Genomic DNA, 25,748 nt, shown 5'->3' on the forward strand with positions numbered 1-25,748 from the left:
GCGGAGTCCTCCACCCGTTCAGCGCTCACCACCCGGTAGCGTGTAACCATGCGGTTCGCTCATCTGCGCCGTCCTGACTCCCCTCGTGCGGTTCTCGCCGTGGTGCAGGACTCGGACGCCATCCTCGTCTCTGATCTCCTGACCGACGCCCCTGCCACGCTGCAGCAGCTGATCGAGGGTGGGGATGCGCTGCTCGACCGGCTGCGTGACGCCCTGGCCGAGACCGCCGCGCCGCGGCACCCCCTCGACGACTGGGCCTTCGCCTCCGCCGTGCTCGCTCCTCCCGCGGTGCTGGCCGTCGGCTTGAACTACGCCGCCCACTCGAGCGAGCTGGGGTTGAAGACCGATGCCGCCCCGACCGTCTTCACGCTGTGGCCGAACTCGCTCACGGGGCACGACCAGACCACGTCGTGGCCGCGGAGTCTGAGCGAGGCCGTCGACTACGAGGCGGAGCTCGGTGTGCTGATCGGCTCGCCCGCCAAGGACGTCGCCGAGGCGGATGCGCTCACGCACGTCTGGGGCTACACCGTGGTCAACGACATCACCGCCAGGAACATCCAGTTCTCCGAGGCGCAGTGGTCCCGCTGCAAGTCCTTCGACGGATTCACCCCGACCGGGCCGTTCGCCGTCACCGCGGAAGAGATCCCCGACCCGCAGGACCTGCACATCTGGGCGGTCGTCGACGGCCACACCGTGCAGGACGCGAGCACCGACCAGATGGTGCGCTCGGTCGCGAAGCTGATCGCGCACCTGTCCCAGTCGCTCACGCTGCTCCCGGGCACCCTGATCTCGACCGGAAGCCCCGGGGGCGCCGGATACTCGCGCGATCCGCAGATCTTCCTCCGCGACCACTCGACCGTCACGGTCGGCATCGACGGCATCGGCGAGCTCACGACGCACTGCCGGATCACCGACTGACGCCGACGGACGCAGTAAGAGGGGGACGGATGCCGCGGCATCCGTCCCCCTCTTACTGCGGTCGGTCAGATCTCGATGAGGTCCTCCGGCGCGATCACCGGGATCGCAGCCGTGATGGTCTCCAGTCCGGAGAGGCGCGCCGGCGACAGCTGCTTGACGACCTCGTCGCGAGACATCAGCCCGGCCTCGACGACCAGGTCTGCCACGCTGCGGTTCGTCAGGAGCGCGGTCTTCGCGAGCGCCGCGGCAGCCGCGTAGCCGATGAACGGCGTGAGCGCCGTGATGACGCCGACGGACGCCCCCACCATCGCGCCCAGGCGGTCGCGGTTCGCGGTGATGCCGTCGACGCAGTTGACGCGCAGGGTCCACATCGCCTGACGCATCCAGGTGATCGACTGGAAGATCGAGTGCGCGATGACCGGCTCGAAGGCGTTCAGCTGCAGCTGTCCCGCCTCCGCCGCCATCGTCACGGTCATGTCGGCACCGGCGACGGCGAACGCCACCTGGTTCACGACCTCGGGGATGACCGGGTTCACCTTGCCGGGCATGATGCTGGAGCCCGCCTGCATCGCCGGCAGGTTGATCTCGCCGAGTCCCGCCTGCGGGCCGGACGAGAGGAGGCGGAGGTCGTTGCAGATCTTCGACAGCTTCATCGCGTTGCGCTTGAGCGTCGAGGAGAACGACATGAACGATCCGGTGTCACTGGTGGCCTCGACGAGATCGCCCGCCGTGCGCAGATCGAGCTCGGTGATCGCGCGCAGGTGCTTCAGCACGGCGGGCGCGTAGCCCGGGTGCGTGGTGATGCCGGTGCCGATCGCGGTGGCGCCCATGTTGATCTCGAACATCAGCGAGGCGTTCTCGGTGAGACGCGTGTGGTCGTAGCCGAGCGTCGTCGCGAAGCCGTTGAACTCCTGGCCGAGCGTCATCGGCACGGCATCCTGCAGCTGGGTGCGCCCGACCTTCAGCACGTCGTGGAACTCGCGCGACTTGCCCAGGAACGACAGCCGCAACAGGTCGAGCTCCTCGAGCAGCGAGCGCAGAGTGAGCGAGAGGCCGATCTTGACGGCAGTCGGGTAGACGTCGTTCGTCGACTGGCTGCGGTTGGTGTGGTCGATCGGCGACAGGAAAGCGTAATCGCCTTTGTCGCGCCCGGCCATCTCGAGCGCGATGTTGGTGATGACCTCGTTCGCGTTCATGTTGGTCGAGGTGCCGGCACCGCCCTGGATGACGCCCACCGTGAACTGCTCGTGGAACTCGCCGTCGATCACGCGCTGTGCTGCACGGTCGATCAGGTCGGCACGTTCGGGATCGAGCACGCCGATCTCGCGGTTCGCGCGGGCACTCGCCTGCTTGACCATCGCCAGGCCGACCACCAGGTCGGGATACACCGAGATGGGCCGCTTCGTGATCGGGAAGTTCGCGTCGGCGCGGGCGGTGTGGATCCCCCAGTACGCGTCGACGGGAATCTCCATGCTCCCGAGCGAATCGGTCTCGGTGCGGGTCAGGGTAGGCGCGGCAGAAGCCATGTCACATCCTCGTGGGTCGTGGCGGGTGAGAAGGGTGGGGGATGCGTCCAGTCTACGCCGCTCAGCGCCCGGGTTTGCGGGAGAAGGCCTCGAGTCGCCCTTCCGGCGTGAGCGCGGACATGCGCGTCAGCCAGGCCTCGGAGAAGTAGTCGCCGGTCGCCGCGTCGGTCACCGGAACGACGGTATGGGTGATCGTGTCCGGATACACGTGCACGAGTTGGAAGGCCTGCGCGGCGTCCATGCCGTTCACCTCTGCCGAAGGGCGTGCCACGTTCATCGTGTAACAGGTGGCCGAAGCGACGCTCACCGGAACCCCGGCGAACGTCCCGGACGAGGAGTAGTGCAGGTGGCCGGCGAGGATGCCCCGGACATCGCTGTCACGGATGACCGCGGCGAGCTCGTCCTGATGGCGCAGCTCCAGGATGTCGAAGAGAGGCAGATGACTCGGAACCGGCGGGTGGTGCATCGCCAACAGCGTGCCGTGCGGAGCGGGCTCGGCGAGGACGTCGGCGAGCCAGGACAGCTGCCCCTGGTCGAGGTCGCCGTGATGCCAGCCGGGAACGCTGGTGTCGAGCGCGATGAGACGCAGGCCGTCGAGGTCCCAGATGCCCGTGATGGGCTCTTCGGTCGGCTCCAGGTCGAGCAGTCCCGCGCGCAGCGCCGGCCGCTCATCGTGGTTGCCGGCCACCCAGACGACGGGCGCATCCAGTTCCGCGGCCACCGGCTCGACCGCCGCGCGCAGACGGCGATAGGCATCGGGCTCCCCCAGATCGGCCAGGTCGCCCGTGACGACGATCGCGGCGGGATGCGGATGCACCGTGCGGATCGCCTCCAACGTGCGCGCGAAGCTCTCCGCGACGTCGTAGCGGCCCCCGAGAGGCGCTCCTCCCGCGAGGAAGTGCGGGTCGCTGACATGGATGATCACGTGCGATGCGGGCGCGTGCCTGCCGAAGACGTGCGAACTGCCGGTTCCTGCGGACATGGCCTCAGCCTAGGCGTCGGCACCGACCTCGATGAAAGCGATCACCGTGACGCGACGCCGTCAGTGGCCGACGACGAGGAGCAGGATGCCGCTGACGACGGCAGCGGCGCAGAGGGCGAAGCACCCGTACGCACCGACGAGGGCCAGCGACTTCTGCCCCTCGGTCAGCGGGCTCTTGCGTGCGGCCTTCGCCGCCTGCTTCTCGGCACGCTTGAGCTCCTTCTCGGAGATCACGGTGATGGCGTCGGTGAATTCCGCAGGACTCACGACCGGAGCACGGCCGCTGCGCACCAGCAGGCGGAGTCCGAGGGCATAGAAGGTGACGATGGCCGCGGCGCCGATGAGCGCCGCGAGGAACACCTGCAGGAAGGCGAGCCAGTCGATGACGACGTTCATTCCGACTCCCCGTTCCGGTCCGCAACCGACTTCTTCGACGACGCCGACTTCGACGAACCGGTGCCCGCCTTGGCCTTGGCCTGCGCCTTCTTCTTCGCCTTGGCCTCGGCATCCTTCTTGGCCTGAGCCTTGACCTTCTCACGAGCCTCGGCGCGGGCCCTGGCCTCTGCCTTGGCCTGTTCGATGCGCTGCTGCCGACGCGTCGGCGGGGGCGTGTCGGGAAGCTCGATGGCCCGCCCGGACTCGGCGACGTCGCTCATGGCGTTCGCAGGCGTCACGGCGTTGCGACGCGAGCGCATGAAGAGCCCGAGGATGATCGCGAGGGCGATGACCGCGTCGATCGCGACGCCCCAGTTGCCCAGCCAGACCACGAGCAACGCGGCCAGGGCGCCCACTCCGCCGGCGGCCGGAAGCGTCAGCAGCCAGCCGATGCCGATGCGGCCGGCGGTCCGCCAGCGGACGGTGGAGCCGCGGCGGCCGAGGCCGGAGCCGATGACCGAGCCGGAGGCGACCTGCGTCGTGGAGAGCGCGAAACCGAGAGCGCTGGAAGCGAGGATCGTGGCGGCGGTCGAGCTCTCCGCCGCGAAGCCCTGGGCGGGCTTGACGTCGGTCAGCCCCTTGCCGAGGGTACGGATGATGCGCCACCCGCCGAGATAGGTTCCGAGCGCGATCGTGAACGCGCAGGCGATGATCACCCAGAGCTCGGGCTCGTGGTGCGCTCCCGACTGCCAGCCGATCGTGATCATCGCGAGCGTGATCACGCCCATGGTCTTCTGCGCGTCATTGGTGCCGTGGGCGAGGGCGACCAGGGACGACGTGAAGATCTGCCCCCAGCGGAACCCGTCGCGGCCGTCGGGCTTGCCGTCGTAACGACGGGTGACGGAGTAGGCGATCTTCGTCGCCGCGAAGGCGATCAGACCGGCTGTGACCGGCGCGATCAGAGCGGGGAGCACGATCTTCGAGAGCACCATTCCGAAGTCGATGCCGCCGATGCCCGCGCCCACCAGGGTCGCGCCGATGAGGCCGCCGAAGAGGGCGTGCGACGAGCTCGACGGCAGGCCGAGGAGCCAGGTCAGCATGTTCCAGGTGATGGCGCCGATCAGACCGGCGAAGATCAGCGAGAGGAACAGATCCGCTCCCGCATCGATGATCGCATCCTCCCGGATGATGCCACCGGAGATGGTCTTCGAGACCTCTGTCGACAGGAAGGCGCCGACGAGGTTCAGCACGGCGGCGAGGAGGACGGCGGTCTTGGGCTTCAGCGCACCGGTGGCGATCGGCGTCGCCATGGCGTTCGCGGTGTCGTGAAAGCCGTTGGTGAAGTCGAAGAAGAGTGCCAGCGCGATGACAAGCACGACGATGAGGGCTGCGGTTTCCACCGTTCGCTTTCGGTCGTTTGAGGAAGAAGGAGATGTCGACGTGATCGACGTGACGAACGAAGAGTTCACCGTGGGTTTGACTTCCGTTAACCGGCCCCGGTAAATCCTCCCACCCTCCCCCGTGCCGGTCAACTCGACCTGGGATAGCGTGAGACGGTGACTGACGCCCCCGCCGCTGCCCGCCGCTCGACGCTCCGCACCCATCACGGTGACACGTTCGACGATCCCTACGAATGGCTTCGCGCCAAGGAATCCGCGGAGGTCGTCTCGCACCTCGAAGCGGAGAACGCCCACACCGACGCCGAGACGGCACACCTCGCCGATCTGCGGGAGCGCCTCTTCCAGGAGATCAAGGGCCGCGTCCAGGAGACCGACCTCTCCGTTCCCACCCGACGCGGTGACTGGTGGTACTACAGCCGCACCGCGGAAGGGGCGCAGTACGGCATCCACTGCCGCGCCACTGCCGAACCCGACGACTGGACTCCCCCGCGTCTCGAAGCCGGAGTCCCGGTTCCCGGCGAAGTCGTGCTCCTCGACGGCAACGTCGAGGCGGAGGGGCATGAGTTCTTCTCGCTCGGCGCCTTCGACACCTCCGACGACGCGACGAAGCTGCTCTGGTCCACCGACTTCGAGGGCGATGAGCTCTACACGGTGCACGTGCGCGACCTCGCCACGGGCATCACGCTCGACGACGAGATCCCGAACACGGGCGGCGCCTTCTTCACCCCCGACGGCACGGGAGTGCTGTACACGACACGTGACGAGGCGTGGCGGCCGGACACCCTGTGGCTCCACCATCTGGGCACGCCCGTGTCGGACGACGTGAAGCTCTTCCACGAGCCGGACGAGAAGTTCTGGCTCGGCGCCGGGATCACGCGCAGCCGCCGGTACCTGGTCATCGGGGTCGGCTCGAGCATCACGAGCGAGGAGTACCTGGTCGATCTGACCGGTGATCTCACCGCAGAGCCGCGGCTCGTCTGGCCCCGCCGCGAGGGCGTCGAGTACTCGATCGAGCATGCCGTCGTGGAGGGCGAGGACCGTCTGCTCGTGCTGCACAACGACGAGGCGCTCGACTTCGAGCTCGTCTCGGTGCCGGTGGCCGATCCGCAGGGCGAACGACGGGTGATCCTGGCCCACGAGCCGGGCAGGAGGCTGCTCGGCGTCGACGCCTTCCGCGACTTCGCGACGGTCGAGTACCGCAGCGAAGGACTCGAACGCGTCGGTCTGCTCGACTACGCCACGGACGCCGTCGACGAGCTCGCCTTCGATGAGCCGCTCTACTCGGCCGGAGTGAGCGGCAACCCGGAGTGGCATTCGCCCTTCCTGCGCCTCGGCTACACCTCGTTCGTCACGCCGGGCACCGTGTACGACCTCGATCTCGCGACCCGCGAGCTGGTGCTGCGCAAGCAGGTGCCGGTGCTGGGCGGCTACGACCCCGCGGACTACGGTCAGCGGCGCGACTGGGCGACCGCATCCGACGGCGTCCGCGTGCCGATCTCGCTGGTCTGGAAGCGTTCGTTCGGCGAACCCGGCGCCGAGGCACGCCCGGTGCACCTGTACGGATACGGCTCGTACGAGCACTCGATCGATCCCGGCTTCTCTGTCGCGCGCCTCTCCGAACTCGACCGAGGGGTGATCTTCGCGGTCGCGCACGTGCGCGGAGGCGGCGAGATGGGCCGTCAGTGGTACGAGGACGGCAAGCTCCTCAACAAGCGCAACACGTTCACGGACTTCGTCGCGTGCGGCGAGCACCTGGTCGCCACCGGTGTGACCACGCCGAATCGGATGGTGGCGGAGGGCGGCAGCGCCGGCGGCCTGCTGATGGGGGCGGTGACGAACCTCGCCCCGGAGCTCTTCGCCGGCATCCTCGCCGGCGTCCCGTTCGTGGACGCCCTGACGACGATCCTCGATCCCTCGCTGCCGCTGACCGTGATCGAGTGGGACGAGTGGGGCGACCCGCTCCACGATGCCGACGTCTACGCGTACATGAAGTCCTACACGCCGTACGAGAACGTCCGCGACGGCATCGAGTACCCGCGCATCCTCGCGGTGACCTCGCTCAACGACACGCGCGTCCTCTACGTCGAGCCGGCGAAGTGGGTGGCTCGTCTCCGGGAGGCCGGGGCGAAGGACGTGCTGCTCAAGTGCGAGATGGTCGCCGGGCACGGCGGTGTGAGCGGACGCTACAACTCCTGGAAGGAGCGGGCTTTCGAGCTCGCCTGGCTGCTCGACACGCTGGGACTCGCCGAGGCGTGAGCGGCACAGCTCCCGGGCGTGAGCGCCCGGGAGCGGGTGCCAGATCGGACGATCACGCCAGAACAGGCGGGGTTCGGCACAAAGCGCCTGTTCTGAAGCGATGGCCTGCTGCGCTGTCCTGCTGAGGGGCAGGAAAGCGCCGCAGTCCGCTCCTGCACAGGTCGGCTTTCGCTCGTCGTCTCCTCCGTCGACGCGCCTGGCGAAGTCATCGTCCCGCGGACCGGGGCAAGCTGAGCAGGTGCCGAAGACGACAGTCGAAGAATGGATCCGCGCGCAGAACGGCGTCGCCCATACATCCGCTCGCCACCTCGCCGGTTTCAGCGAGCACAGTGTGCGTAGGGATGCCGTCGACATCGATGTCCTGGAACGGGTGCAGTGGCGATCTCGTGCCGCGGACGATCTCGCGGCGCGGGTGGGCGACCGATCCGATTCCGGACCGGAGACCGCATTCATCGCGCTGATGCACGGGATCGGCGTCGCGGTGCGACAGCAGGTGTGGGTCGACGGGCACCCGCTTGACGCCCTGATCGGCGAACGTCTCGGCATCCAGATCGATGGTTTCGCACACCACGGCGCCGCGAAGGATCGACGCCGCGACATCCGCGCGGATGCCCGCCTCGCGCTGCGCGGATACACGATCCTCCGGTTCGATGTGCAGCAGGTGCTGTACGACGCGCGATACGTCGAGCAGATGGTCCAGGGGGCGATCGCCCAGGGTCTGCACCGGCACAGAACGCGCGCCTGAGCATCCGCGGCTGTTCGCCGCGCGACCGGGTGCGATTCGACGCGCGGCGTCGATCACGCGAGATCAGGCGAACACGTCGCATCAGGCACGCAGGACGAGAAGTCGCCTGATTCCGCGAGATCGCCTGATTCGGCGTGAGGGATCCGAGCGCTCGCGGAATCAGCCGAAGAGCGCCGCGGCCTCGTCATAGCGGTAACGCGGAACGGTGTTCAGCTCGCCGAGCGCATCGGCGAACGGCACCCGGACGATATCGGTGCCCTGCATCGCGACCATCTGACCCCAGGCGCCGTCGACGATCGCGTCGGCGGCGTGCAGTCCGAGTCGCGTTGCGAGCACGCGGTCGAACGCCGAAGGCGAACCTCCGCGCTGGATGTGGCCGAGGATCGTCGCACGCGTCTCGATGCCGGTGATGCGTTCGATCTCCGGGGCGAGCAGGTCGCCGATGCCACCCAGGCGGGGGCGGTTGAAGGCGTCGAGGCCCTTGTCGCTGTACGCCTCGTCCATCCCGAGGAGCTTGAACCCCTCGGAGACGACGACCAGGGGTGCGCGGCCACGGTCGTGGGCGCTGGTCACGAGCTCGGTGATGTCGTCGATCGACATCGGCACCTCGGGGATGCAGATGACGTGCGCACCGGCGGCCATGCCTGCGTGCAGAGCGATCCATCCGACGTGGCGCCCCATGACCTCGGCCACCATGCAGCGCTGGTGCGAGTCGCCGGTCGTGCGCAGGCGATCCATCGCATCCGTGGCGATGTTCACCGCCGTGTCGAAGCCGAACGAGTAGTCGGTCGCCTGCAGGTCGTTGTCGATCGTCTTGGGAACGCCGATGACTTTGATGCCGTCCTTGGCGAGGCGGTCCGCCGCGGCCAGCGTGCCTTCACCGCCGATCGCGATGATGCCGTCGATCTTGTGCCCGTAGAGGGTCTTGGCGATGTTGTCGGCTCCTCCGCGCTCCCCCTCGTAGGGGTTCGTGCGGCTGGTGCCGAGGATCGTGCCGCCGACCTTGGACAGGCCCTTCACCTCGTGCCGAGTCAGCGGCATGAAGTCACCGTCGACGAGACCGCGCCATCCGTCGCGGATGCCGACGAACTCCAGGTCGTACGTGGTGGTGCCCTTGAGCACGATGCCGCGGATGACCGCGTTGAGGCCGGGGCAGTCGCCACCGCTCGTCAGGATGCCGATCTTCATGCTGGTGCCTTCAGACGTTCGGGAGATAGGGGGACGAGGCGACGCTGCCTTCGAACGACACTAGCGCCCCGGCATGCTCGGGCGCCATTCGGACGCGACGAAAACCGTTGATCTTGACGCCTTGATCCGCTGATTTCGGCGAACTTCCCGATCTCGCACGATGGCGGCCCGAATTCGCCGTTAAGAACAAGAGTTCTTGACGGTTCAGGCCGCGCCCAGCGCCTGCCGCAGCAGGTGCATGAGGGCCGCCAGCTGCACCGGCTCGCCGGCCGACTCCTCGACGGCTTCCCCGTCGAGGGCCCGCGCCGCGAGTCCCTGCTTCTGGTCGATCAGCTCCGCGATCTTCGTGTCGATCGTGTGCGCGGCGATGATCCGCCACGCGGTGACCGGCTCGTCCTGACCGATGCGGTGCACGCGGTCGATCGCCTGCGTCTGCTCGGCCGCCGTCCACGACAGCTCGGCGAGCACGACGTTCGACGCCGCCTGCAGGTTGAGTCCGACGCCGGCCGCGGTGAGCGAGCAGACGGCGATGCCGACGGCGGGGTCGCCGTTGAAGTCGTCGATCGCCTGCTGGCGGGTCGTGGTCGTCTGGTCTCCACGGATCGACACCGAGCGGATGCCCGCGGCGGCGAAATGCGCCTCGGCCTGATCCATGACGTCGATGTGCTTCGCGAAGAAGACGACCTTGCCGACCGAGCGCTGCAGCTGCGCGGCGTAGTCGGCCGCGAGCTGCGCCTTCGCCTGGCCGATGCGGCGGACCATCGTGAAGACGTTGTCTCCCCCGGTGCCGGCGGCCTTCGACTCCTCGAGCTCGTTCTGCGCGACGAGGCGCACGATGTCCTCGTCGATCTCGCCCGGCGCGAGGCCGCGGTCGCCACGCGCCTCGATGATGCGGCGGTAGCGCGCGGCCAGCCGCTCGCCCAGCTCGCGCTCGGCCTGGCGGATGCTGCGCCCGAACTCGTCGTCGAGCTGCACCGGCAGGTCGGCGATCAGCTTGTCGGGAAGGTCGGCGGCGACGTCCTTCTTCTTGCGTCGGACGATGCCCATCGAGATGACCGCGTCGCGCGCCTCGGGGTAGAACGCCTTGTCGGCCGGGGTGAAGCCGGTCGCGTCGAGCTTCTCCATGAGCTCGGGGCCCGGCTTCTCACCGGTCGTCCAGCCGAGGAATCGCCAGATCGCGTCGAAGTCCTCGACGTCGTTGATCAGCGGCGTCCCGGTGAGGGCGAGCATCAGGGGGTCGTGCCCCGGCGTGCGCTCGCGCACCTGTGCAGCAAGTGACAGCACGTTCTGCGACCGCTGCGAGGAGAGGTTCTTGATGAAGTGCGCCTCGTCGACGACCATTCCGCGCAGACCGATGGAGGCCAGCCACGACATGTGCCGGTCGAGGATCTCGTAGTTCACGATGAACACGTCGGCGAACGCGTCGATGTCGGTGCCGTCGCCCTGGATCACCGTCGCGCGGCGCTGCGGCGTCCAGCGCTCGACCTCGCGCGCCCAGTTCATCTTCACGACGTTGGGCACGACCACCAGCAGCGGGTAGGCGCCGGCGACGGAGGCCGCGAGCACCGACTGCGCGGTCTTGCCGAGTCCGGGCTCGTCCGCGAGGAGGAAGCTGCGGTGTCCCGCCTTCACGGCCTCGAGGAACCGCGACTGGTGCACCATCACCTCGAGGCCCTTGGGCGAGATGTGGTCGAACTCCGGCGCGGGAGGAAGATCCATCGACGCCGCGGATCCGCCGGCTCCCGTCTCGAACGCCTTGTACAGCGGGCCCATGAGCTCCCAGCCGTCGAGCCGGCGACGCGGCGTCGCCGTCGAACGCGGCGTGAGGTCGGGGGCGAGGAACGGGTTCGCCAGCTGCCGTGCCTCGACGGACGGCGGCGTGACCTGTCGCTCGGCGATCGCGGCGGGCACCACGGAGATCTGCACGGGGGCGGCATCCGCGATGATCAGCTCCTCCGGTGCGAGCTCGGCACCGGACTCGAGCAGCCAGTCGCGACGCATGCGCTTCGCCACGGGAGATGTCGCCTGGTCGGCCTCCAGCAGCTGGATGAGCGAGGTGTCGCGCGCAGCCGTCTTCGCGAGGATCGTCGCCACACCGTCGAGCCGCTTCAGCAGCTCGGCCCGTGCGGGGTCGCCGATCTCGGCATCGGCCTTCACCCTGGCGCGCTCCTCGCGCACCAGGAAGGCGATCACCTGGAACTTCACCCGGTTCGTCGGGCCGAGCTTCCCTCGCTGCGACTTCGCCTCGATCTCGCGCACCTTGCGCGCGAGGATCGGGATGAGGGGTGCTTCATCGTCGCGACGGGACGTCTTCTTGCGCCGCGTGGCGGCGGTTGCCGTGGTCGGCATGCTCCTCCTGAGCGTGAAGGCTCCGGCTTCCCCAGGAAGCCGCGGGCCGTTCTCGTTGTCCGCGTGTGGCGTGAGCCAGGACCGTACGAACAGTGGATCTTCTTCCCGTCGGGGCACGCGAGATGCGCGAGGTTCGGCGGGAGCCGATGTCCATTCTATGCCATCAGGCTCGCCTCGCGGAGATTGCGCCCGCCGCGCCGTCGATCCGTCCGAGGAATCCGCGTGGCCGGTGGGGACTCAGACGGCCGGAAGCCCGAGAGCGCGCGCGGCATCGGTGACGTCGGTGCTCATCTGCGCCATCAGCTTGTCGATGCCCTCGAAAGCGACCATTCCCCGCAGGCGCTCGACGAACTCGACGGTCACATCGTGCCCGTAGAGGTCGAGAGTGGTCTCGCCGAGCACGTGGGCCTCCACCTGACGCACGAGGACGTCATCGAAGGTGGGGTTCGTGCCGACGGAGATCGCCGACGGATGCCGGATGCCCGTGTCGTGGTCGACGAGCCATCCCGCGTACACGCCGTCAGCGGGCACGAAGGCATCGACGATGGTCGAGAGGTTGGCAGTCGGGAAGCCCAGTTCCCGCCCGCGCTTGAGGCCGTGGACGACTTCGCCGCGCACGTCCGGGTACCGTCCGAGCACCTTCGCGGCCGCCGCGACGTCGCCGTCCATCAGCAGCTCGCGGATCCAGCTCGACGAGACCCGCCGGGAGGAACCGGGAAGATACACGTCGTCGACGACCTCGACGGTGAAGCCGTGGCGGGGACCCAGCTCACGCAGGAGCTCAGGTGTGCCCGCTCCCCTGTTGCCGAAGCGGAAATCCTGCCCGACGAGGACGGTCGACACCTGGAGGGCGCCGACGAGGATCTCGACCACGAAGTCCTCCGCGCTGCGGGCGGCCATCTCTTCGTCGAAGGTGAGGACGAGCGTCGCGTCGAGTCCGAGCTCACCGAGCAGCTCGAGCTTGCGGTCGACCGTGACGACGTTCTCGGGGCAGCGGTCGGGACGGAGGACTGCGAGCGGGTTGCGGTCGAACGTGACCGCGACCGAGCGGCTGCCGCCGGCGGCAGCCGCCTCCTTCAGCCGCTCGATGACCGCACGGTGTCCTGCGTGGACACCGTCGAACTTGCCGATGGCGACGGCACTCGGTCCGAAGTCCGCGGGAACATCCTCCGGGCTGCGGAAGACGATCACGCGTCGACCTCGACCGGCTGCGCGACGTCGGCCGGGCGATGCGTCCGGAGCCACCAGATGCCGAAGACGGGAAGGACGAGCGGGATGAACAGGTAGCCGCGCCCGAACAGCGACCACACGGTCTCATGCTGGAACAGGTCGGGCAGGAGCACGCTCAGCAGCCCGACGACGAGGACCCCGGTGAGTTCGAACACGATGGCGATCCACGCGACCGTGTACCAGCCACGACGACGAGCGAGGACGAGGGCGAGCGTGGCGAGGATGTAGACGACGGCGGCGAGTGCCGACAACGAGTACGCGAGCGGCGCCTCGTCGAATCGACGGACGATCTGCACGAAACTGCGCCCTGTGGCGGCCAACGCCATGACGGCGTAGACGACCACGAGGACGCGACCGATTCCGGTCATCCGGGTGGAGGGGGCGGTGGAGCTCATAGCGCATTCCATCCTAGAGCCGTGGGAGACGGCCGGCCTCCGCGTCCGATGTCTCGCGTCACGCGATCTGGACCGACCAGATGACCTGCATCCGCCACAGCATGATCGCGATCGCGACCGCCGCGACCCCGAGGACGACCGTGCTCCACCTGCTCCGTTCCATGAGCGCCCAGAGCACAGCCCCGACCGGCAGCAGCGCCGCCGACACCAGGTAGACCCAGTACTCGAGCAGATCACCTGTGGGCGGGTTGCCCGCGAACGGCGCGATGATCGCGGCGATCACCTGCACGACCAGGAGCACCTCGACGAGAGCGAGCGCGCCGACGGAGAAGTCGCTCGGACGACGACCGATCAGACCGGCGACGACGCAGAAGGCTCCGGCAGCGACGGCGATCGCGATCTGCGCGATCGTGAACCACAGGATCATCTGTCGGCCTCCGGCATGTTCATGGCGCTCTTCAGGTCGGCACCCCGCCGCTCGACGATGCCGATCAGGACGCCATCCGGGTCGATCGCCGCGCCGATCGCGCCGTCGAGGCGGGCGGCCTGCCCACCCAGGCGCTTGCCGTGTCGGAGGTCGCGGGCATCGTCGCCCGACATCTCGAGCACGGGAAGAATCCGCGACGCCGCCTCACCCGGAGTCAGGGTGGGCGCGCCCTCGAGAGCGTCGAGGCCGACGGCGTCCGCCACATCGAACGGTCCGACCCTGGTGCGGCGCAGCGCGGTGAGATGACCCCCGACGCCGAGCGCCGCCCCGAGGTCACGGGCGAGGGAGCGGATGTAGGTGCCGGACGAGCAGTCGACGATCACATCGAGGTCGATGTATCCCTCGCCCTTGCGGGTCTCGTGCAGATCGAAACGGGTGACCACGACGTCTCTGGCGGCGAGCACGACCTCCTCGCCGGCGCGCACACGGTCGTAGGCACGGCGCCCGTCGACCTTGATCGCGGAGACGGCGCTGGGGACCTGGGAGATCTCGCCGGTGAGCGCCGCGATCCCCGCCGACACCGCGTCGTCGGTCACCGCGTCCCATGCTTCCGGCGCAGCGACCGTGACGACCGCGCCCTCGGCGTCGTCGGTGCCGGTCGTCTGGCCGAGACGGATCGTCGCCTCATACGTCTTGTCGGCCCCCACGATGTACGTCAGCAGACGCGTCGCCCCTTCGATACCGATGACCAGCAGACCGGTCGCCATCGGATCGAGCGTTCCCGCGTGGCCGACCTTCCGCGTTCCGAAGGCGCGTCTGGTGCGGGCGACGACGTCATGGCTGGTCATTCCTGCGGGCTTGTCGACGAGGAGGATACCGGGCGAGACCATCCCTCCAGCCTACCGATCACGAGGTGATCGCCCTGCGCCAGCGGACCGGCACGGGCGACGGCGGCGCACTCCGTCGCCCCGGCATCGCTCACCTAGGCTGGAGGGATGTCCTCCCCGTCGGCCCCCGTCGAGCTGATGTCGCCCCTGCCGACGTGGTATCGAGCGACCGCCAGGGATCTGCCGTGGCGGCGGCAGGCGTTCCACGACGAGTTCGGCGCGTGGGGCGTGCTGGTGAGCGAGTTCATGCTGCAGCAGACACCCGTCACCAGAGTCATCCCGCACCTCGAGGCGTGGCTCGCACGGTGGCCGACGCCGACCGCGATGTCGCGGGCGTCGACGGCCGACGTGGTGCGCCAATGGGCGAATCTCGGGTACCCGCGACGCGCCCTCTGGCTGCACCGCGCTGCCGTCGAGATCACCGATCGGCACGGAGGGATCGTTCCTCCCGACGTCGATGCTCTTCTCGCTCTGTCCGGCATCGGCGATTACACGGCGCGCGCCGTCGCGGTGTTCGCCTACGGCGACCGACACCCCGTCGTCGACACCAACACTCGTCGGGTCCTGGCCAGAGCCGTCGAGGGGCGGGCGCATCCTGCGCCTCCGTCGCGCAGGGATCTCGACCTGATGACTTCCCTGCTGCCGCTTTCGCGGGAGGAAGCAGCGGAGTTCAACGCGGCCGCGATGGAGCTCGGTGCGACCGTGTGCACGGCGCGCTCCCCGCGATGCGAGCTGTGCCCGCTCGCAGGAGGCTGCGCCTGGCTGGCGGCCGGCCGCCCGGACACGGGCGATGAGCGACGCCGACAGGCCACCTACGAGGGGTCGGACCGCCAGGCGCGTGGGGCAGTTCTCCGCCTGCTGCGCGATCTGTCCCCCGCGGCGGCTCCGCTCCACATCGTGCTGCCGGACTGGCCCGATGCCCGGCAGCGCGACCGGGCAATCGATTCGCTGATCGCGGACGGGCTCGCCGAGGCCGACGGAGAGTCTCTCTTCCTCCCCCGGTGACCGCCCCTCAGAGATGCTGATCGGTGCGGTGTGCGAGCACCGTGAGCTCGACCCGGCTCCGCACGTCGAGCTTGGCGAAGACCCGGCCGAGATGCACCTCGACGGTGCGCACGGACACGTTCAGATCATCGGCGATGTCTCGGTTCGCCGCACCACGCACCGCCTGCATCGCCACTTCGAGCTCGCGCGTCGTGAGCTGGAGCGCCCAGGCGGAGCGGCATGCCGCCAGCGCCTCTGTCACCGGCACGATGCTGCCCTCCCTGGCGTCGAGTCGATCGAGACGGTCGCGGATCGCACGCGCCCATGCCGTCGCTCCCGAGATCTCGAACAGCCTCTCGGCGTGCTGGAGATGTACCCGTGCCGAGGCATGATCATCGCGGATCGCATGCTGAGTGCCGAGCATCGTCTCCACCCGCGCTCTGGCGAACGGCGACCTCAGCATCCGCGCAGCCTCGCGCACCTCGTCGCGCTCGGTGCGCCAACGCCCATCCGCCGCCGTCGCCACCCGGACACGCAACCGCTGCGCGAAGGCGATCTCCGGAGGCTCGATCGAGGTCGCCGGTGCCGGAGGATCGTCCGAGATGAGCGCGAGCTCGTCGAGCCCCGGCACCGCGATGGCGGTCTGCGGCGAGCCGAGATCGGACCAGAGGCGGACCGTGGCCGCGGCATCGTCGAAGGACCCGGCCAGGAAGGACTGGATGCCGCGGTCGACGAGGAGATCGATCTTCACACCGGACGGGAGCGCCGCCGTGAGCGAACGGGAGAACGGACCGAGTTCGCCGAGCACGGCCAGGTCGAGACGGCGTGCGAGCACGACACCGAGACCGGCGAAGGGCAGCGCGATCGGCAGCGCGAGCGCCGCCTGGATCAGGCGATCGCGCGCGAGACCGATGTCGCCGCGCCACACGAGCAGCAGCACCTCGACGACCGCGCGGTAGGCGTGGATCACCGGACTGCGTTCGTACCCGGGAACGAACGGGTCGGGTTCGCCGGACATCGCGGAATCATCCGCCGCGAGCAGACGCAGCGCCTGATCGATGTCGCCGCGCATCGCCGCGCGCAGCGTGCGGAGCATCCCCCCGCTCACCGGGCCGGAGGCCGTCACCTCGTCGACGTCGCGCTCGCCCGCGATGAGCCAGCTCAGCGCGACGATGGGGTCTCTCAGATCCCGCTCGGCACCGATCCGCGCCGCGCCGTCGCGGAGGGCATCGAGCCAGATGCGCATCCCGCGCCGGTCTCTCCGCTCGGCGCACATCACCGCCGCGAGGGCGGCGGCCCTGGCCCAGTGATGCCACCCGTCGAGGTCCTTCGCTCCGGGACGAAGAGCGTTCGGATCCACCGCCGGCACCGTGCCCTGAAGGAAGGTCTGGGCGACGAGCAGTGCGCCGAGACCTCGCAGCCGACAGCTCTCTGCGCCGTGCGGATAGAGGGTTCCCAGCCAGGTGGCCGCCTCTGCGGCGAACCCGGCACCGACGGCGGAAGCCCCTGCGACGAGACGTGCGTGATCTCGGTCGTCCCCGGTGGCATGCTCCGATGCCTCGCGCGCCAGCAGCAGCGCGCGCTCAGGGTACCCCGCTTCGGTGAGCTGCCGAGCGATGTCGGTCAGCTCGGGTGCGGCCTCCGGATCCCCCTCGAGCGATGCGCGGGCCCGATGCCAGTCGGCGCTCACCCGGTCGCCGCGGTCGCGGAAGACGGCGCTCAAGCGCTCGTGCACCGCGGCGGTGCCGGCGGCGCAGGTCGTCGCCCGCACCCAGATGGCCAGCCGTGCATCCACGAACCGCGCATGACCGGCATGCACGGTCAGGTGGGCCCCGACGGCGGCCGCTGCGATCTCGGTCGCCGATCGGCCGTCGAACTCGAGGAGCGGTTCGAGGGTGTCGTCGAGGCACACGGCGAGAGCCAGGAGCATCTCGCGATCACGCGGCTCCAGGGCGAGGGCATCGAACCTGCGGGCGATGGCCGGAACCAGCGGCAGCGGCGTCGGGAGCGGGCAGAGCCCGTGACGCTGGGCAGGAGGCAGCCGCTCGACCACCTCGCGGATCGTGGGAGCATGCGCATCCAGATCGGCCGCGAGGCGTGCGAGGACGTGCGGAGCACAGCCGAGGCCCGTCTCGAGGAGGTCATCGAGGAGCACCCCCACGGTCGCAGGCGCGACGAAGAGCCCCCCAGACGTGTTCGCACCCTCGATGCCGATCCCCCTCAGCTTCGCGGGAGGTCATCCCGCGAAGCCGAGCGTATCAAACGGGTGCTACTCCGACTCGTCGTCGGTGCGGTACGGGTCGGCGTCGCCGGCGTGCGACGCCGAGGACGCGAGCTTCGCGACGTCGGCATCGCGTTGCTGAGCCTCACGGAGCAGTGCACCGATGTGATCGGCATTCTCCGGAAGAGCATCCGGGATGAACTCGAGGGTCGGCACGAGCCTGGTGCTCAGCTGCCGTCCCACCTCGCTGCGCAGCATCCCCGTCGCCGAGGTGAGCGCGGCACCACTGGAGATGCGCTCCTCCTCCGTGCCCAGCACCGTGTAGAACACGGATGCGTGCTGGAGGTCGCCGCTCACGCGGACGTCGGTGATGGTGACGAAGCCGAGGCGCGGATCGCGCAGCCCCTTCTCCAGCCGTTCGGCGAGGATCACGCGGATGCGGTCCGCGAGACGAGCCTGTCGTTCGCCTGCCATTGTTCTCTCCCTGTCCAGGAACCCTCAGGGCGTCCCTCGTCTCCGTGCCCCGGAAGGAGCAGGAGCGAAGGACGCCCGAAGGTGTTTCGAATTGATCAGCCGCGAGGCTTCTCGACGAGCTCGGTCGTCTCGATCTCATCACCGATCTGGATGTCGTTGTACTTGCCGAGTCCGATACCGGCCTCGTAGTCCGTACGGACCTCGGTGACGTCGTCCTTGAAGCGGCGCAGCGACTCGATGGCGAGGCCATCGGCCAGCACGACGCCGTCGCGGATGACGCGGGCCTTGGCGTTGCGTGTGATCGTTCCCGATCGCACGATGACACCGGCGATGTTGCCGAACTTCGAGGAGCGGAACACCTCGCGGATCTCGGCGACGCCCGACTGGACCTCTTCGTACTCCGGCTTGAGCATGCCCTTGAGCGAGCTCTCGATCTCGTCGATCGCGTTGTAGATGACGGAGTAGAAACGGATGTCCACGCCCTCACGGGCGGCACGCTCGCGCGCCTTCGTGTCGGGACGGACGTTGAAGCCCACGATGATCGCGTTGTCGATCGTCGCCAGGTTCACGTCGGACTCGGTGATCGCACCGACACCGCGGTGGATGATGCGCAGCTGCACCGAGTCGTCGACCTCGATCTTGAGGAGCGACTCCTCGAGTGCCTCGACGGCACCGGAGACGTCACCCTTGATGATGAGGTTGAGCGACTCGACCTTGCCCTCTTCGAGAGCACGGGTGAAGTCCTCGAGCGAGATGCGCTTGCGGGCCTTCGCCAACTGGGCGTTGCGCTCGACCGCTTCACGCTTCTCGGCGATCTGGCGGGCCATGCGGTCTTCCTCGGTGACGATGAAGACGTCGCCGGCGCGCGGCACGGAGTTCAGACCCTGCACCTGCACCGGGCGCGACGGGTAGGCCTCGAGGACCTGCTCGCCGTTCTCGTCCGCCATCGCACGCACACGGCCGTAAGCCGTACCCGCTACGATCGCATCGCCGACCCGGAGCGTTCCGGACTGGATGAGCACCGTGGCGACCGAACCGCGACCCTTGTCGAGCTTCGCCTCGATGGCGACACCGCGAGCGGCCTTGTTCGGGTTGGCGGTCAGGTCGAGGCCTGCGTCGGCCGTGAGCAGCACGGCGTCCAGAAGTTCCTGGATACCCGTGTTGGCACGAGCCGAGACGTCGACGAACATGACGTCGCCACCGAACTCCTCGGCGACCAGACCGTATTCGGTCAGCTGCTGACGCACCTTCGAGGGGTTCGCGTCGGGCTTGTCGACCTTGTTCACCGCGACCACGATCGGCACGTTCGCCGCCTGCGCGTGGTTCAGCGCTTCGACCGTCTGCGGCATGATGCCGTCGTCGGCCGCGACCACGAGGATCGCGAGGTCGGTGACCTGCGCACCACGGGCACGCATGGCGGTGAACGCCTCGTGACCCGGGGTGTCGATGAAGGTGATGGCCCGCTCGATGCCCTCGTGCTCGGTCCAGACCTGGTAGGCACCGATGTGCTGGGTGATGCCGCCGGCTTCGCCCTCGATGACGTTGGTCTGACGGATCGCGTCGAGCAGTCGCGTCTTACCGTGGTCGACGTGGCCCATGACGGTGACGACCGGGGGACGGATCTCGAGGTCGTCTTCGCTCTCGGCCTCCAGCTCGGCCTCGAGGTCGAGACCGAAGCCCTCGAGGAGCTCCTTGTCCTCGTCCTCGGGCGAGACCATCTGGATCTTGTAGCCGAGCTCAGCACCCAGGACCTCGAACGTCGCCTCATCGAGGGACTCGGTGGCCGTGGCCATCTCACCCAGGTTGAAGAGGATGGTGACGAGGGTTCCGGGCTGGACCGTGTAGCCGGTCAGCGTCTCGATCTTGTCGGCGAAGTCCGCGATGGATGCGCCGCGGCGCATGCGGATGATCTCTCCGTTGCCGCGGGTGACGTTGACGCCACCGACGACCGGAGCACTCCGCATCTCGAACTCTTGCCGCTTCGCCCGCCGCGACTTGCGCTGCTTGCTCTTGCCGCCGCCCTTACCGAAGGCACCCGCGGTACCGCCGCCGGGACCACGGCCACGACCGCCACCGCCACCGGGACGACCGGCGAATCCGCCGCCGCCACCGGGACGTGCTCCGGGGCCGCCGGCACCGCCGGGGCCACCGGCACCGCCGGGACGACCGGGGCCGCCGGGACGCTGCTGGAACGGGGCACCGGGACGACCGCCGCCGCCGCTGCGGGGAGCACCGGGACGCGGCGAACCAGGACGCGGAGCTCCCGGACGGGGTGCACCGGGTCGCGGCGCCTGCGGACGCGGGATGTTGCCCGGCGTCGGGCGCTGACCCATGCCCTGTGCGGAGGCGAAGGGGTTGTTGCCCGGGCGGGGACCGGCCGGACGCGACCCCATCCCCTGCGCGGAGGAGAACGGGTTGTTGCCAGGACGAGGAGCACCGGGAGTCGGTGCCCCGCCGTCTGCGGGCTTGGATGCTTCGGGTGCAGCTGCTGCCGGAGCCTCTGCTGCGGGGGCAGGGGCAGGAGCGGCTGCAGGCGCCTCGGCGGCCGGAGCCTCCGGGGCAGGCTTGGGACCGGGCTTGGGGCCCGGGGTGGGTGCAGGCTTCGCACCCGGCTTCGCTGCCGGCTTCGCCGCAGCGGGCTTGGCCGCGGGAGCGGCGTCTGCCGAGCCCTTGAGCGAGCCGTCGGCCTCGATCGCCGCACGCAGCTTGCGCGCCACCGGCGGTTCGATGGTCGAGGACGGGCTCTTCACGAACTCGCCGAGTTCCTTGAGCTTCGCAAGAGCGACCTTGCTGTCGACGCCGAGTTCGGCGGCGATCTCATGTACGCGTGGTTTACCAGCCACAATTCTCCTGTCTGAGTCGGTCCACCCAGACAGGGCAGACCACTAGTCGCGGACGGGTCTCATTTCGAGCCGTTCACTTTGTTTCCATAGCTGTTCAGCCTTTGTTTCTTGGTGGGTGCTGTTCGAAGGTCCGTGTGTCCAACTGAGTGGTCACACGCAGTGCCCGCCCGAATGCGCGTCGCCGCAGAGCGGCCTCCATGCATTCGGGTGTCGGATGCACCCACGCGCCGCGCCCCGGCAGGACAGCACGCTCATCGGGGATGAGGGTGTCGTTCTGGGCCACCACCCTGAGCAGGGCGGAGCGGGGAGCACGCGTGCGACAACCGACGCACGTTCGTACGGGTTCCATCTTACACCTGCGTTTCCCCTCGCCCCGCCCGCGCACAGGGCGAGCCGGAAGGCCGGAGCCGATCAGTCGAGGATGCTGTCCGGCTGGATGTCGATCTTCGCGCCCGTGAGCTTGGCGGCCAGACGCGCGTTCTGGCCCTCCTTGCCGATCGCGAGCGACAGCTGATAGTCGGGGACCAGGGCGCGGACGGCCTTGGTGCCCGCGTCGAGCACGAACGAGCTCGTGACCTTCGCAGGAGAGAGGGCGTGTGCGACGAACGTCGGCAGATCGGCGTCGTAGTCGACGATGTCGATCTTCTCGCCGGCGAGCTCCTCGGTCACCGCACGGACACGACGGCCCAGCTCGCCGATGCAGGCACCCTTGGCGTTGATCGACGGGTCGTTCGCCTTCACCGCGATCTTCGTGCGGTGCCCGGCTTCCCGCGCCAGCGCGACGATCTCGACCAGACCGGCGGCGATCTCCGGCACCTCGAGGGCGAAGAGCCGGCGGACGAGTCCCGGGTGTGTGCGCGAGACGGTGATCTGCGGCCCCTTGAGGCCCTTCGCGACGCTCGTGACGTACACGCGCAGACGCGAACCGTGTGTGTACTCCTCGCCGGGCACCTGCTCCTCGGGAGGGAGGATCGCCTCGACCGCACCGAGATCGACGTGGATCATGCGCGGGTTGGGTCCCTGCTGGATCACCCCGGCGACGATGTCGCCCTCTTTGTCCTTGAAGTCGCCGAGCACCACGTCGTCCGCGATGTCGCGGAGGCGCTGGCTGATGACCTGCTTGGCGGCGAATGCCGCGATACGACCGAAGTCGTCCGGCGTGGCGTCCTCCTCGCCGATGACGGCACCCTCCTCGTCGCGGACGACCTGCAGCACGGCCACATGGCCGGTCTTGCGATCGAGATCCACGCGGACGCCCTCGGGCATGACGCCGTCTTCGGACACGTGCTTGGAGTACGCGGTCAGGATCGCCTGCTCGATGATCGCGACGAGTTCGTCGAAGGGGATCGCCTTCTCCTTCTCGATCCCTCGCAGAAGACTCAGTTCGATGTCCATGACGGCCTCTCTATTCAGCTCTCGTCGCGCCTGTTCGCACGCGCGACATCCGTACCACGATACCCTGTGCCCACCGCCTCCTGCCACGAAGGCAGCGGCGCTCACGCCGAGGATCGGCTCGAGGAGGACCACATGAGCGCATACGACACCATCGTGATCGGTGCAGGGATGTCGGGGCTCACGAGTGCCCGGATGCTCTCCGACGCCGGGCAGCGCGTCGTCGTGCTCGAGGGGCGCGACCGCATCGGCGGGCGGATGCACAGCGATCGCAGCGCCGGATTCCCGGTCGACCTCGGCGCCTCCTGGATCCATGGGATCGAGGATTCACCGCTGTGGGACCTCGTCCACGCTCTCCGGATTCCGGCGATCGAGTACACGGTGGGCAGCTTTCAGGTGGGCGGACGCCCGATCGAGAACTTCGACGGCGACAGACGACCCATGGATGCGACGGCCACCGCCCAGTGGATCGCCGACGTCGACACGGCCGACCGTCTGCTCATCGAGGAGATCGCCGCCTCCTCCCCCGGCGATACCTACCTGGACGTCACCGAGCGGGCACTCGACCGTTCCGGCTTCTCCCCGGAGCGCATCGACGACATCCGCGAGTTCTTCCGCCATCGGGTCGAGGAGCAGTGTGGCGCGTGGATCGGCGATCTCGACGCGCACGGCTTGGATGAAGACGCGATCGTCGGCGATGAGGTGATCTTCCCGCGCGGGTACGACGAGCTGCCCCACCGCATCGGCGCCGGCCTCGACGTGCGACTGGAGACCGTCGTGACACGGGTGAGCCGATCGCCCGAAGGCGTCATCGTGCACGCCGGCGACACGGAGTACCGGGCGGACCGGGCGATCGTCACCGTGCCGCTCGGCGTCCTCCAGGCCGGTACGATCACGTTCGACCCGGAGCTCCCGGATGCGGTCGCCGGCCCCCTCTCCCGGCTCGGGATGGGCGTCTTCAACAAAGTGTTCGTCCAGTTCCCCGAACGCTTCTGGGACGAGGGGACTTACGTGATCCGTGCGCTCGGCGAAGCCGGCGAGCACTGGCACTCCTGGTACGACGTCTCGGCCGTCAGCGGCATCCCCACGTTGCTGACGTTCGCCGCCGGACCCTTCGGGCGACGGATGCAGGAGCGTGCGGATGCGGAGATCGTCGCCGACGCGGTCAGCGCGCTGCGTCTGCTCTACGGTGACGCCGTCGGTGAGCCGCTCGCCCACTGGGTCACGCGCTGGGGGCACGACGCCTTCTCGAACGGCTCCTACTCGCACCTCGCGGTGGGATCGAGCCACCATGACCACGACGATCTCGCGGGACCCGTCGACGGCGTCCTGCACTTCGCGGGCGAGGCCACGTGGGGCGACGAGCCCGCGACCGTCGGTGCGGCCTTCTACTCCGGACACCGAGCCGCGGAGCGTATCCTCGGACGTTCCGTCGACCTCGGCGAATTCGCCGCCGGCATCATCGAGCGGGAGCAGACGGCAGGGCGTTGATCGCCCCGATCAGGCGGAACAGGTTCCCGACCTGACGCTGATCGAGGTGCAGGATCAGACGCGGCAGGTCGACCTTGTCGTCGTCGGCGACCTCGGGCTGTCGCGGCGCCGTCCGCTCGATACGCCCGGACGAGAGCATCGGGGCGAACTGCTCGTTGAGTTCTGCGATCTCGGCATCCGTCGGCGTGCTCCGGAGCCTCAGCACGAGCGCGTCACCCACCCACCGCAGCGAATCGTAGTTGTGCCAGAATCCGGTTATCTCCGCCCGTGCCGCCTCCACCGAATCCGTGATCACGACGCGATCGAAGTCGCCCTCCGAGATCACTCCGGTCGGCGCGAGGTGGTCATCGATGAAACTGCGAAGCCCCTGCCAGAAGGTTCCGCCCGGCTGGTCGAGGAGCACGATCGGCGTCGGCTCGGCCTTCCCCGTCTGCTGCAGCGTGAGCAGTTCGAACATCTCGTCCAGCGTGCCGAATCCGCCGGGAAGGCAGATGAATCCCGACGACTCCTTGATGAGCATCAGCTTGCGGGTGAAGAAGTACTTCATCGCGACGACATGGTCCTGGCCGGTGACGAAGCCGTTCGGCTTCTCCTCGAAAGGCAGCCGGATCGACACGCCCAGCGAGAGCGCGGGGCCTGCGCCCTCGGAAGCCGCCTGCATGATGCCGGGGCCGGCGCCCGTCACGACCATCCATCCGTCCCCCGCCAGCGCTGCCGCGACGTCACGGGCGGTGAGGTACAGCGGATCGTCCTGCCGCGTGCGGGCTGAGCCGAAGACCGTCACCTTGGGGACGCCGCGGAACGGAGCGAAGAGGCGGAACGCGTCGCGCATCTCCGCCAGGGCCGCGGAGGCGATCTTCAGATCGAGGCGGTCGGCTCCGTCCTCGCCGAGGAGGATCGCCGTGCGGAGCATCCGCATCACCAGTCGCCGATCGGCATGCACTCCCGCGTCGTCGAGGACGGCGTTGATCTCGGAGCTGAGGGCTTCAGGGAGAGGTTCGTCGATCATGACACCAGCGTGTCATGGGTCGGGACGACCCCGGGCCGCAACGCCGGGCATCGGGTCGAGACGGGCGCGGCTCCTGCGATCACGCCACCGCGATGGTGTCAATGCCCGTGACCACCCCCACGGCAGACCGCACGCTGAGGTCATGACGGAGATCACAGGACCCGAAGCCCTCGCCCGCGTCGCGGAACTCGTGGAGGACATCGACATCACGATGCTCACCACCACCGACGACGACGGCAATCTCGTGAGTCGGCCGATGTCGACCCGGCAGATGGACGACGCCGGCGATCTCTGGTTCTTCACCGCCGAGGACACCGAGAAGGTCGAAGATGCTCGACGGCATCACGACGTGGGCCTCGCCTACTGCGATGCCAAGGGGATGCGCTACGTGTCGGTCGCCGGCACCGCCGAAGTCGTGCACGACAGGGCGAAGATGGAGGAGCTCTACTCCGCGTCGCTGGAGATCTGGTTCGCGGATGGCCTCGACACTCCGGGCATCGCCCTCCTCAAGGTGACGCCGAAGGTCACGGAGTTCTGGGAGCCCGCGAAAGGCAAGCTCGCGCTCGCTGCGGGCGCACTCAAGTCTCTCGTCACCCGTGACACGCCGGACGACGACATCATGAACCACGGCCGCATCATCTGCTGACGACGCGGCC

At 68.7% G+C, this 25,748-nt stretch carries 22 protein-coding genes; 6 read left to right on the forward strand and 16 right to left on the reverse strand.

Translation table 11 applies throughout. The features are described from left to right. The first annotated feature begins 48 nt into the window (after nt 1-48). The gene (locus CQ042_RS01520; RefSeq protein ID WP_105668458.1) at nt 49-918 is read left to right on the forward strand and encodes a fumarylacetoacetate hydrolase family protein; all 870 of its coding nucleotides are present in this window, start codon (nt 49-51) and stop codon (nt 916-918) included. 65 nt (nt 919-983) lie between these two features. Here the strand turns inward: CQ042_RS01520 and CQ042_RS01525 are convergent, their stop codons facing one another. The 4 genes from CQ042_RS01525 to CQ042_RS01540 form a co-directional block, all read right to left on the reverse strand. Continuing rightward, complete coding sequence (locus tag CQ042_RS01525) at nt 984-2,444, reverse strand: aspartate ammonia-lyase (RefSeq protein WP_105668459.1); 1,461 nt, start codon at nt 2,442-2,444, stop codon at nt 984-986. Nucleotides 2,445-2,505: 61 nt separating this feature from the next. Continuing rightward, nucleotides 2,506-3,426, reverse strand: coding sequence for a phosphodiesterase (locus CQ042_RS01530; protein WP_105668460.1), 921 nt, complete (start codon nt 3,424-3,426; stop codon nt 2,506-2,508). A 60-nt stretch (nt 3,427-3,486) separates the two neighbouring features. Continuing rightward, complete coding sequence (locus tag CQ042_RS01535; RefSeq protein WP_105668461.1) at nt 3,487-3,822, reverse strand: peptidase; 336 nt, start codon at nt 3,820-3,822, stop codon at nt 3,487-3,489. Next, nucleotides 3,819-5,201, reverse strand: coding sequence for an inorganic phosphate transporter (locus CQ042_RS01540; protein WP_105668462.1), 1,383 nt, complete (start codon nt 5,199-5,201; stop codon nt 3,819-3,821). The genes CQ042_RS01535 and CQ042_RS01540 overlap by 4 nt, the downstream gene beginning before the upstream one ends. Before the next feature lie 156 nt (nt 5,202-5,357). On the opposite strand from CQ042_RS01540, the gene CQ042_RS01545 reads away from it, so the two are divergent. Both CQ042_RS01545 and CQ042_RS01550 read left to right on the forward strand, forming a co-directional pair. Beyond that, nucleotides 5,358-7,457, forward strand: a complete 2,100-nt coding sequence (locus tag CQ042_RS01545) for a S9 family peptidase (RefSeq protein WP_105668463.1) — start codon at nt 5,358-5,360, stop codon at nt 7,455-7,457. Nucleotides 7,458-7,695: 238 nt separating this feature from the next. After that, nucleotides 7,696-8,202 carry a DUF559 domain-containing protein gene (locus CQ042_RS01550; protein WP_105668464.1) on the forward strand — a complete coding sequence of 169 codons (507 nt, stop codon included), beginning with the start codon at nt 7,696-7,698 and terminating at the stop codon, nt 8,200-8,202. Between the two features lie 159 nt (nt 8,203-8,361). Here the strand turns inward: CQ042_RS01550 and CQ042_RS01555 are convergent, their stop codons facing one another. From CQ042_RS01555 to truB, 6 genes are all read right to left on the reverse strand, one after another. Further along, complete coding sequence (locus tag CQ042_RS01555; protein WP_105668465.1) at nt 8,362-9,390, reverse strand: 6-phosphofructokinase; 1,029 nt, start codon at nt 9,388-9,390, stop codon at nt 8,362-8,364. Nucleotides 9,391-9,594: 204 nt separating this feature from the next. Next, a complete protein-coding gene (locus CQ042_RS01560; RefSeq protein WP_105668466.1) occupies nt 9,595-11,739 on the reverse strand; it encodes a DEAD/DEAH box helicase in 2,145 nt (714 codons plus the stop codon). 237 nt (nt 11,740-11,976) lie between these two features. Next, complete coding sequence (locus tag CQ042_RS01565; RefSeq protein WP_105668467.1) at nt 11,977-12,930, reverse strand: bifunctional riboflavin kinase/FAD synthetase; 954 nt, start codon at nt 12,928-12,930, stop codon at nt 11,977-11,979. Continuing rightward, nucleotides 12,927-13,364: a hypothetical protein gene (locus CQ042_RS01570; RefSeq protein WP_258131923.1), complete on the reverse strand. Its 438-nt coding sequence runs from the start codon at nt 13,362-13,364 to the stop codon at nt 12,927-12,929. Before CQ042_RS01570 ends, CQ042_RS01565 begins: the two co-directional genes overlap by 4 nt. Nucleotides 13,365-13,422: 58 nt before the next feature. Beyond that, the gene (locus tag CQ042_RS01575; RefSeq protein WP_105668469.1) at nt 13,423-13,791 is read right to left on the reverse strand and encodes a hypothetical protein; all 369 of its coding nucleotides are present in this window, start codon (nt 13,789-13,791) and stop codon (nt 13,423-13,425) included. Beyond that, nucleotides 13,788-14,681 carry a tRNA pseudouridine(55) synthase TruB gene (gene truB, locus CQ042_RS01580; RefSeq protein ID WP_105668470.1) on the reverse strand — a complete coding sequence of 298 codons (894 nt, stop codon included), beginning with the start codon at nt 14,679-14,681 and terminating at the stop codon, nt 13,788-13,790. The genes CQ042_RS01575 and truB overlap by 4 nt, the downstream gene beginning before the upstream one ends. Nucleotides 14,682-14,786: 105 nt before the next feature. On the opposite strand from truB, the gene CQ042_RS01585 reads away from it, so the two are divergent. Next, nucleotides 14,787-15,683 (forward strand): A/G-specific adenine glycosylase, encoded by an 897-nt coding sequence (locus CQ042_RS01585; RefSeq protein WP_219844792.1) that lies wholly within the window; start codon nt 14,787-14,789, stop codon nt 15,681-15,683. A 7-nt stretch (nt 15,684-15,690) separates the two neighbouring features. Here CQ042_RS01585 and CQ042_RS01590 read toward each other — a convergent pair whose 3' ends face one another. From CQ042_RS01590 to nusA, 5 genes are all read right to left on the reverse strand, one after another. Beyond that, nucleotides 15,691-17,817: a helix-turn-helix transcriptional regulator gene (locus CQ042_RS01590; protein WP_146115328.1), complete on the reverse strand. Its 2,127-nt coding sequence runs from the start codon at nt 17,815-17,817 to the stop codon at nt 15,691-15,693. A 114-nt stretch (nt 17,818-17,931) separates the two neighbouring features. Continuing rightward, nucleotides 17,932-18,357, reverse strand: coding sequence for a 30S ribosome-binding factor RbfA (rbfA, locus tag CQ042_RS01595; RefSeq protein WP_105668472.1), 426 nt, complete (start codon nt 18,355-18,357; stop codon nt 17,932-17,934). 95 nt (nt 18,358-18,452) lie between these two features. Beyond that, nucleotides 18,453-21,200 carry a translation initiation factor IF-2 gene (infB, locus tag CQ042_RS01600; RefSeq protein ID WP_105668473.1) on the reverse strand — a complete coding sequence of 916 codons (2,748 nt, stop codon included), beginning with the start codon at nt 21,198-21,200 and terminating at the stop codon, nt 18,453-18,455. A gap of 94 nt (nt 21,201-21,294) precedes the next feature. Further along, nucleotides 21,295-21,549: a YlxR family protein gene (locus CQ042_RS01605; protein WP_105668474.1), complete on the reverse strand. Its 255-nt coding sequence runs from the start codon at nt 21,547-21,549 to the stop codon at nt 21,295-21,297. Nucleotides 21,550-21,611: 62 nt separating this feature from the next. Further along, nucleotides 21,612-22,595 carry a transcription termination factor NusA gene (gene nusA, locus CQ042_RS01610; protein WP_105668475.1) on the reverse strand — a complete coding sequence of 328 codons (984 nt, stop codon included), beginning with the start codon at nt 22,593-22,595 and terminating at the stop codon, nt 21,612-21,614. A gap of 132 nt (nt 22,596-22,727) precedes the next feature. On the opposite strand from nusA, the gene CQ042_RS01615 reads away from it, so the two are divergent. Continuing rightward, the gene (locus CQ042_RS01615) at nt 22,728-24,083 is read left to right on the forward strand and encodes an NAD(P)/FAD-dependent oxidoreductase (protein ID WP_105668637.1); all 1,356 of its coding nucleotides are present in this window, start codon (nt 22,728-22,730) and stop codon (nt 24,081-24,083) included. Here the strand turns inward: CQ042_RS01615 and CQ042_RS01620 are convergent. Further along, entirely contained in the window at nt 24,052-25,092 is a 1,041-nt protein-coding gene (locus CQ042_RS01620; protein WP_105668476.1) for a TIGR00730 family Rossman fold protein, read from the reverse strand. The two genes, CQ042_RS01615 and CQ042_RS01620, sit on opposite strands and share 32 nt — an antisense overlap. 142 nt (nt 25,093-25,234) lie before the next feature. Between CQ042_RS01620 and CQ042_RS01625 the strand changes: the two genes are divergently transcribed. After that, nucleotides 25,235-25,738, forward strand: coding sequence for a pyridoxamine 5'-phosphate oxidase family protein (locus CQ042_RS01625; protein WP_105668477.1), 504 nt, complete (start codon nt 25,235-25,237; stop codon nt 25,736-25,738). Nucleotides 25,739-25,748: the final 10 nt, after the last annotated feature.

The organism is Microbacterium sp. MYb62 (assembly GCF_002979475.1).
GTDB lineage: Bacteria > Actinomycetota > Actinomycetes > Actinomycetales > Microbacteriaceae > Microbacterium.

Coding starts and splice junctions, on each gene's coding strand:
- CQ042_RS01520 (WP_105668458.1), top strand. CDS start 49: ATGCGGTTCGCTCATCTGCGCCGTCCTGACTCCCCTCGTGCGGTTCTC.
- CQ042_RS01525 (WP_105668459.1), bottom strand. CDS start 2,444: ATGGCTTCTGCCGCGCCTACCCTGACCCGCACCGAGACCGATTCGCTC.
- CQ042_RS01530 (WP_105668460.1), bottom strand. CDS start 3,426: ATGTCCGCAGGAACCGGCAGTTCGCACGTCTTCGGCAGGCACGCGCCC.
- CQ042_RS01535 (WP_105668461.1), bottom strand. CDS start 3,822: ATGAACGTCGTCATCGACTGGCTCGCCTTCCTGCAGGTGTTCCTCGCG.
- CQ042_RS01555 (WP_105668465.1), bottom strand. CDS start 9,390: ATGAAGATCGGCATCCTGACGAGCGGTGGCGACTGCCCCGGCCTCAAC.
- CQ042_RS01560 (WP_105668466.1), bottom strand. CDS start 11,739: ATGCCGACCACGGCAACCGCCGCCACGCGGCGCAAGAAGACGTCCCGT.
- CQ042_RS01570 (WP_258131923.1), bottom strand. CDS start 13,364: ATGAGCTCCACCGCCCCCTCCACCCGGATGACCGGAATCGGTCGCGTC.
- CQ042_RS01575 (WP_105668469.1), bottom strand. CDS start 13,791: ATGATCCTGTGGTTCACGATCGCGCAGATCGCGATCGCCGTCGCTGCC.
- truB (WP_105668470.1), bottom strand. CDS start 14,681: ATGGTCTCGCCCGGTATCCTCCTCGTCGACAAGCCCGCAGGAATGACC.
- CQ042_RS01585 (WP_219844792.1), top strand. CDS start 14,787: ATGTCCTCCCCGTCGGCCCCCGTCGAGCTGATGTCGCCCCTGCCGACG.
- rbfA (WP_105668472.1), bottom strand. CDS start 18,357: ATGGCAGGCGAACGACAGGCTCGTCTCGCGGACCGCATCCGCGTGATC.
- CQ042_RS01605 (WP_105668474.1), bottom strand. CDS start 21,549: ATGGAACCCGTACGAACGTGCGTCGGTTGTCGCACGCGTGCTCCCCGC.
- nusA (WP_105668475.1), bottom strand. CDS start 22,595: ATGGACATCGAACTGAGTCTTCTGCGAGGGATCGAGAAGGAGAAGGCG.
- CQ042_RS01615 (WP_105668637.1), top strand. CDS start 22,728: ATGAGCGCATACGACACCATCGTGATCGGTGCAGGGATGTCGGGGCTC.
- CQ042_RS01620 (WP_105668476.1), bottom strand. CDS start 25,092: ATGATCGACGAACCTCTCCCTGAAGCCCTCAGCTCCGAGATCAACGCC.
- CQ042_RS01625 (WP_105668477.1), top strand. CDS start 25,235: ATGACGGAGATCACAGGACCCGAAGCCCTCGCCCGCGTCGCGGAACTC.